Annotated in this window: 6 protein-coding genes; 3 read left to right on the top strand and 3 right to left on the bottom strand. The window is 74.3% G+C overall.

What is annotated here, in order from left to right:
• Positions 1–46: 46 nt before the first annotated feature.
• On the bottom strand, positions 47–3,046 hold the full coding sequence (locus H9657_RS18170) for a UPF0182 family membrane protein (RefSeq protein ID WP_191784847.1): 3,000 nt from the start codon (positions 3,044–3,046) through the stop codon (positions 47–49).
• A gap of 110 nt (positions 3,047–3,156) precedes the next feature.
• On the opposite strand from H9657_RS18170, the gene H9657_RS18165 reads away from it, so the two are divergent.
• Positions 3,157–3,741, top strand: a complete 585-nt coding sequence (locus H9657_RS18165) for a PPA1309 family protein (RefSeq protein ID WP_191784846.1) — start codon at positions 3,157–3,159, stop codon at positions 3,739–3,741.
• A 25-nt stretch (positions 3,742–3,766) separates the two neighbouring features.
• Here H9657_RS18165 and H9657_RS18160 read toward each other — a convergent pair whose 3' ends face one another.
• Entirely contained in the window at positions 3,767–4,930 is a 1,164-nt protein-coding gene (locus H9657_RS18160; RefSeq protein WP_191784845.1) for a YlbL family protein, read from the bottom strand.
• 125 nt (positions 4,931–5,055) lie between these two features.
• On the opposite strand from H9657_RS18160, the gene H9657_RS18155 reads away from it, so the two are divergent.
• Positions 5,056–6,495, top strand: coding sequence for a zinc-dependent metalloprotease (locus H9657_RS18155; protein WP_191784844.1), 1,440 nt, complete (start codon positions 5,056–5,058; stop codon positions 6,493–6,495).
• A 65-nt stretch (positions 6,496–6,560) separates the two neighbouring features.
• Here H9657_RS18155 and H9657_RS18150 read toward each other — a convergent pair whose 3' ends face one another.
• On the bottom strand, positions 6,561–7,106 hold the full coding sequence (locus H9657_RS18150; RefSeq protein ID WP_191784849.1) for a M48 metallopeptidase family protein: 546 nt from the start codon (positions 7,104–7,106) through the stop codon (positions 6,561–6,563).
• Positions 7,107–7,389: 283 nt separating this feature from the next.
• On the opposite strand from H9657_RS18150, the gene H9657_RS18145 reads away from it, so the two are divergent.
• Entirely contained in the window at positions 7,390–7,548 is a 159-nt protein-coding gene (locus tag H9657_RS18145) for a DUF5679 domain-containing protein (protein ID WP_013117687.1), read from the top strand.
• The last annotated feature ends 27 nt before the right edge of the window (positions 7,549–7,575 follow it).

Genomic DNA, 7,575 nt, shown 5'->3' with positions numbered 1-7,575 from the left:
GCCGCACCGCGCCTCGAGGGCGGGTGGGCGGGCGTCGGCGGCGGTGTCAGCGCGCCAGTCGCTCCTCCGCGGCGATCGCGTCGGCGATCGCCTCGTCGAGCCGGTCCTGGGCCTCGCCGTACCGGGCGAAGTCCTGGTCCGCGAGCGCCTCCTGACCGTCGGTGATCGCCTGACGCGCGCGCTGCAGCGCCTCGTCCAGCGCCGCACGGGCGTCCGGGTCGGCCGTCGCGCCGGCGTCGGGCGTGGCCGCGTCGGTCGGTGCCGGCGTGGCCTCGTCCGTCGGCTCGTCACCGGTGTCCTCCCCGCCCGGGGCAGGCACCGGTTCGGCACCGGCGTCCCCGGCGTCCGCACCGGAGTCACCGCCGAACACCTGGTCGAGCGCGCCGTCGAGCGTCTCGGCGAACCCGATCTCGTCACCGAACGACACCAGCACACGCTGCAGCAGGGGGAACGTCGTCCCGCTGGCCGCCTGCACGTAGACCGGCTGGACGTACAGCAGGCCGCCGCCCACCGGCAGCGTCAGCAGGTTGCCGCGTCGCACGGTCGAGTCCCCGCGCTGCAGGATGTTCAGCTCGTTGGAGACCCGGGGGTCGGCCGTGAAGTTGGCGCTGGCCTGCCCGGGCCCGGGCACCGTGGAGTCACGCGGGAGCTCCAGCAGCCGCATCTTGCCGTACGTCTCGGAGACCTCGCCCGGCGTGTTGCCGGCCTCGGCGTCCACCGCGAGGTAGCCGGTCAGGACGTTGCGGGCGTTGCCACCCCCCGGGATGAACGTCGACATCAGCGAGAACGTCGCCTCGTCCTCGCCCGGCATCTGCAGCGTCAGGTAGTACGGCGGCTGCGGCACGTCGGAGTTGGTCGCCGTCGGGTCGCCCGGGTTCTGCCAGAAGTCGTTCCCGGAGAAGAAGCCCGCCGCGTTCGTGACGTGGTACTGGCCGAGCAGCGCCCGCTGGACCTTGAAGAGGTCCTCCGGGTACCGGATGTGGCTCATGAGGTCGCCCGAGATCTCGGACATCGGCTGCAGGGACGTCGGGAAGACCTTCGTCCACGCCTGCAGGATCGGGTCCTCGGTGTCCCAGGCGTACAGGTCGACCGACCCGTCGTAGGCGTCCACCGTGGCCTTCACCGAGTTGCGGATGTAGTTGACCTGCTTGGGCAGCAGGGCCTGCACGGTGCTGCTGCGCTCGGTGAGCGAGTCCGTCGTCGCGTCCTCGAGCGAGCGGACGGCGGCGTACGGGTACTGGTCCGACGTCGTGTAGCCGTCGATGATCCACTTCACGCGACCGTCCACGACGGCCGGGTACACGCGACCGTCGAGGTCGAGGTACGGCGCGACCTTCGCGACGCGCTCCCGCGGGTCGCGGTCGTACAGGATCTGCGAGTTCTCGTTCACGCGCTCGGAGAACAGGATCTGCTCGTCGCCGAACTTCAGCGCGTACAGGGCCTTGTTCCACAGCCCGCCGACCGACGGGCCGGCGGAGTCCTCCTCCGTCGGGAAGCGGAACGGCACGGACCCGGTGCCCGTGTCGTCGTCCGGGTAGTCGAACTCCCAGCCGTCGGTGCCCTCGGGCCCGCCGACGATCGAGTACTCGGGCGACGACTGGCCGAAGTAGATGCGGGGCTCGTACTCGCCCAGCGCACCCTGCGACGGGATGCCGCCCTCCCAGAAGGCGGGTGCACCACGCGCGCCGCGCGTGTTGCCGTAGGCGGCCACGACACCGAACCCGTGGGTGTAGACCGTCGTGTCGTTGGTCCAGTTGCGCTGGCCCGCGTTCAGGCCGTCGAGGTCGAGCTCGCGGACCGCGATGACCGTGTCCCGGCTCTCGCCGTCGATCGTGTAGCGGTCGACCGACAGCGAGTCGGGGAAGTCGTAGAAGCCGCGGATCTGCTGCAGCTGCTTGAACGAGGGCGAGACGATGTTGGGGTCGAGGAGCCGGATCGACGCGGTGGTCTCGGCGTTCTCGCGCAGCGCACCGGACTCGGCCGTGACGTTCGCGTCGTACTCGCTGATCTCCACGTCGTCGAGGTCGTAGGCCGCGAGCGTGGCGTCGATGTTGCGCTGGATGTACTCCGACTCCGCGTCCTGCTGGTTCGGCTGCACCTGGAAGCGCTGGACGATCGCGGGGTACACGCCCCCGACGACGATCGCGGCGACGACCATGAGGCCCACGCCGATCGCGGGCAGCCGCCAGTTGCCGCTGAACGCGGTCGCGATGAACGCGCCGGCGACGACCACGGCCGCGACCGCGAGGATCGCCTTCGACGGGATCACCGCGTGCACGTCGGTGAAGCCGGCGCCCTGCCAGCGCTGCTCACCGGTCTGCTGCTTGGTGAGGATCGAGTACCGGTCGAGCCAGTAGCTGGCCGCCACGAGCAGCAGCACGAGCGCGCCCAGCACCGACAGGTGCACGCGCGCCGCGCGCGTCGTCCGCGGGCCACCCGCGGCGCCACCGATCCGCAGGCCGCCGTACAGGTAGTGCGTGGCCACCGCGGCCACGGTCGAGAGCACCAGGACCGCCATGAGGAACGACACGACGAACCGCAGGCCCGGCAGCGTGAAGAGGTAGAAGCCCAGGTCGACGCCCCACTGCGGGTCCTTGACGCCGACGGACTCGCCCTTGAGCCACAGCTGGACGGTGCTCCACTGCTGGGACGCCGCACCACCCGCGAACAGGCCGAGGACGACGGGGCCCACCACGAGCACGAGGCGGCGCAGCGGCTCGATGGCCTCGCGGTACTGGTCGAGGTTGGCCTGCTCCTGCGTCGACGGTGCGTAGACCGGACGCGCGCGGTAGCCGTAGCTGAGCGAGAAGCCCACGCTCGCGGCCATGATCGCGAAGCCGAGGACGAACAGCACGCCGCGCGTCACCCACTCGGTGCGCAGCACCTCCGTGAACCCGAGCTGCGAGTACCAGAGCACCTCGGTCCACACCTGCGCGAGGACCAGGAGCAGGACGACGAGCACGGCGAGCGTGATCAGTGTCGGGACCAGGGGGCCGCGCCGGCGGGGCGCGACAGGTCGAGGGCGGGGCGGGGAGGCGAAGGTCACAGCGTTGCGGTCCTCGATGTTGTGCGGGCGGCGGGGGCGCGACACGCGCCTGACCAGACGAACGGGCGCGACGGGTCCCAGGTTCCCACACGGGTGGGACGATGGGGCGCGTGAGCACGAGCCCGACCCCGCCCCCGTCCGCCGACGACACCGCCCCCGAGGCCCGCGCCCGCCGCGCCCTGGCCGACGCGGTCCGCGAGGTCGAGCACCACGTCGCCGCCGCCGGCTGGGACGCACCCGTGCGGGTGTTCGCCCTCGTGCGCACGCAGGAGGCGCTCGCGGCCGAGCCGGGCCTCGCCGACCAGCTGGCGCCCGAGGTCCTCGCGGCCGCGCTCGCCGACGACCAGCACCTCACCTCGGTCGAGCAGGAGGGGCTGCCGGACGCCGACGACCTCGAGGCGCTGCTGGGCGGGCTCACGTGGCCGCCCACGGTCCACGGCGCGGCCGTGACCGTCGAGCGCGTCGTCCTGCCCCCGGGCGCCGAGGACGACCTGCCCAGCGACCCCGAGGCGGCGGTCGCGGCGCTGCTGGCGCACCCGCAGCGTCAGGACGTGCGGCTCGCGGTCGCGGTGCTGCGCGGGGGCCCCTCGTGGTGCGCGGTCCGCACGCGCGCGCACGACAGCGACGACGCCGTCGGCCTCGGGCCCGACCTGGTGCCGGGCCTCGTCGAGGCGGTGCGCGCCACGCTCGAGTGAGCCGGTCCCGGGTGGGCGCAGCCGGTCAGCCGGCCGTGCAGGTCGGCAGGTCGTCGCCCTCGCCCGCGCCGATCGCGACCATCGCCTCGCGCGCCTCGTGCAGCGTCGAGATCTCGACCACGCGCAGGCCGTCGGGCACGTGGCCGACGACCTCGTCGCAGTTGTCCGAGGGCGCCAGGAACCACGTCGCGCCGTCCCGCACGGCACCCGCCAGCTTCTGGCGGATCCCGCCGATCGGGCCGACCGCGCCGGTCACGTCGATCGTGCCCGTGCCCGCGATGACCTGACCACCGGCCTCGTCCTCCGGCGTCAGCAGGTCGATGAGCCCGAGCGCGAACATCGTCCCGGCGCTGGGTCCGCCGATGCCCTCGATGTTGATGCTCACGTCCACCGGCATCTCGAAAGACGGGTCGATGAACACCCCGATCTGGGCGCCCCCGCCCTCACGCTCGCCGGTCACCACGGGCACGTCGAGCGTGCGCGAGTGGCGCGTGACCGTCAGCGTCACCGTGTCACCGGGCTCGACCTGGGCGAGCCGGGACACCAGCGTCTGGTAGTCCGGCAGCGGCTCGCCGTCCATCGCGGTCAGGACGTCGCCCTCCTCGAGCTTGCCCTCCGCGTCCGTGCCCTCGACCGTCCCGGCCACCACGAGCGTCGCCGGCACCTCGTAGCCGAGCTCGGTGAGCGCCGCCACGGTCGCGTTCTCCTGCGAGGAGACCATGAGCCCGGCGTTCGACTCCTCGATCTCCTCGCGCGAGGCGTCCTGCGGGTACACGTCCTCCACGGGGCGCACCACGGATGCGGGCGAGAGCCAGCCCCGGAGCACGTTGAGCAGGTAGGCGGGGTACCCGGGGCCACCGACGCCCGAGATGGTCGTCAGCCGCAGCTCGCCCGTCGAGGGGTACGTGTCCGCGCCCTCGACCTCGATGAGGGGCTCGCCGTCGACCTCGCCCAGCACGTCGGTCGTCGGACCGGGACCGTTGACCGCGTAGGGCGCCGGCATCACCGCGAGCACGCCGACGAGGACGGCCGCCGCGAGCATGCCGAAGGACTGGACGACCGCGCGGGGCGTGGGACGCGGCTGCGGGGGCCCGTCGTCGGGGGCCGCGGCGTCCTGCGCGGGGTCACGCGGGCGCAGGTCGTCGGCGGGGTCGTCCGTCGGCTGGTCGTCGAGCACGGGAACGATCATCCCCCACCCGCGCGTGGGCACGGCGCACGACGCGTGTGCGCCCAGAGCGAACCGTGGCCCCCCGCCGGTCCGACCTGGTCGGGAGGTGGTTACCGTGGTGCTCCCCGGCCAGCCAGGAGGCCCGCATGACCCCCGACGTCCCCGCCGCCGCCGACGGCCCCGGCGGAGCCCCGCAGTGGGAGCAGATGCTCCGTGCGATGCTCGGCCCCGCCGCCGACGACGCGATCCGCGAGATGCGTGAGATGGGCGTCGACCCGGCCGCCATGGCCGCCGCGTCGGGCCTGCCCACGGACCCGGTGGCGCTCCAGCAGGCGCTCGCGCAGATGCAGCAGCTGCTCGCCAGCTCCGGGGACGAGACGGTGAACTGGCAGATGGCCCACGACCTCGCCCGCCAGCAGGCCGCCGTGGGCGGCGACCCCGCGCTGTCGCCGGGCCGCGTCAAGGAGGTGCGCGACGCGCTGTCGGTCGCGGAGCTGTGGCTCGACGCCGCCACCGACCTGCCGCCCGCCGTCGGCACGTCGCACGCCTGGAGCCGCGCCGAGTGGGTCGAGGCGACCCTGCCGACGTGGCGGACGCTGACCGAGCCCGTGGCGTCGTCGCTGTCGGCGGCGCTGGCCGACGCGCTCGGCCCGGCGATCGGCGAGATCGGCGACCGGTTCCCCGGCGCCCCGACCGCGGGAGGCCCCGGCGCCGACCCCACCCAGATGCTGCGCGGCCTGGGCTCCGCGGTGTTCGGGCTGCAGGTGGGGCAGGCCGCGGGCACGCTCGCGCGCGAGGTGTTCGGCACCACCGACATCGGCCTGCCGCTGCTCGAGCGTCCCGTGCCGGCGCTCGTCGCCGCGAACGTCGACGCGTTCGCCGAGGGGCTCGACGCGCCCGTCGAGGAGGTGCGGCTGTACCTCGCGCTGCGCGAGGCGGCCGCGAGCCGGCTGTTCGCCCACGTCCCGTGGCTGCGGGCGCACCTGCTCGACGCGGTCGCGGAGTACGCGCGCGGCATCGCGATCGACGTGGACCACCTCGAGGAGGCCGTCTCGGCGATCGACCCGACGGACCCCGCGGCGCTGCAGGAGGCGCTGTCCGGCGGGGTGTTCGCCCCGCAGACGACGCCGGCGCAGCAGGCCGCGCTCGCGCGGCTCGAGCACGCGCTCGCGCTCGTCGAGGGGTGGGTCGACGAGGTCGCGACGACCGCGGCGGCGCCGCACCTGCCGCACGCGCCGGCGCTGCGCGAGATGGTGCGCCGCCGTCGCGCCGCGGGCGGTCCCGCCGAGCAGACCTTCGCGAGCCTCGTCGGTCTCGAGCTGCGCCCCCGGCGGCTGCGCGACGCGGCGACCGTCTGGGCCCACCTCACGAGCACGCGCGACGTCTCCGGGCGGGACGCCGTGTGGGCGCACCCCGACCTGGTGCCCACGTCCGAGGACCTCGACGACCCCGCCGGCTACGACGCGCGCCGCGCGGCCGAGGTCGACGAGTCCGCCGACCTGGACCGCGCGCTCGCGCAGATCCTCGACGCGGCGGAGGGCCCCGGCGAGGACGACGGCGAGGACGACGGCGAGAAGCCCGCCTAACGCTCGTCCCCTCAGAGCTCGTCCCCCAGAGCTCGTCCCCCAGAGCTCGTCCCTAGAGCTCGTCCCTAGAGCTCGTCGACCGAGACGTCGTCGTCGACGGGCTCGTCGGGCACGTCGCCGTCCTCGGCGCCGTCCCGCGCGAACGCGTACCCCTCGAGGAACCCGCGGGCGCGCTGGGTGTGGGGGTAGCCCGCCAGCTCGGCCCAGAAGGCCTCACCGTGCCCCGGCTGGAGCAGGTGCGCGAGCTCGTGCAGGAGCACGTAGTCGAGGACCCACCGCGGCATCCCCTGCACGCGGTCGGAGATGCGGATGGTGCCCTCGGCCGGGGTGCACGAGCCCCAGCGCCGCCCCTGGTTGGAGGACCAGCGCACGCTCGTCGGCACCGCGCGCCCGGCCAGGTACCGCCGTGAGAGCTCGGTCGCGCGCGCGACGAGCTGGACGTCCGACGGGCGGCGCCGGCGCTCCTGCGCGGCCAGCCGCTCGACCATGCGGCCGACCCACTCGCGCTCCTGCGCCCGCGTGAACCGGGCCGGGATCGCCACGATCGTCCGTCCGCCCTCGCGCCATGCGCTGACGGTGCGGGCACGGCGCCGCGAGCGCCGCACCTCCACGACCGGCACCTCGGCGGTGTCGTCGGGTGGCAGCGCGGACCGTTCAGGACGTGCGGGCTCGCGCGGCGTCGCCTCGCGCGCAGTCGGCACTCTCGCACGCTAGCGCGCCGGCGCGGCCCACGCTGCGGCGACACCCCGCTTCACCCGCCTGCGTCGCACCACGCGGCCCGCACGGCCGCTGTGCGCGGGGCGCGCGCACTACTGTGTGACAGCACGGAGGCCGTCATGGTCCCTGCCCCGGGCGCGATGCCACCGCTCGGTGAGGAGCACGAGGAGGGACCACATGGCCGACACCTGGGCGGGCGAGTTCTACTGCGTGAAGTGCAAGGAGAAGCGGGAGACGGAGGGCGAGGTCGTCGTCTCGGAGTCCGGTCGACGGATGGCCAAGGCCGTCTGCCCGGTCTGCGGCACCAAGCTCAACCGGATCCTCGGCAAGGCCTGATCCGTCGGGCCGGGGGGGGGGGGGGGG

Origin of the sequence: Cellulomonas avistercoris (assembly GCF_014836445.1) — a bacterium.
In the GTDB taxonomy this organism is placed as follows: Bacteria; Actinomycetota; Actinomycetes; order Actinomycetales; family Cellulomonadaceae; genus Cellulomonas; species Cellulomonas avistercoris.
This window is presented reverse-complemented; position numbering and strand designations above follow the sequence as displayed.

Bases quoted from the DNA above. Each gene is read 5' to 3' on its own strand.
- H9657_RS18160 (WP_191784845.1), bottom strand. From the start codon at position 4,930: ATGATCGTTCCCGTGCTCGACGACCAGCCGACGGACGACCCCGCCGAC.
- H9657_RS18155 (WP_191784844.1), top strand. From the start codon at position 5,056: ATGACCCCCGACGTCCCCGCCGCCGCCGACGGCCCCGGCGGAGCCCCG.
- H9657_RS18145 (WP_013117687.1), top strand. From the start codon at position 7,390: ATGGCCGACACCTGGGCGGGCGAGTTCTACTGCGTGAAGTGCAAGGAG.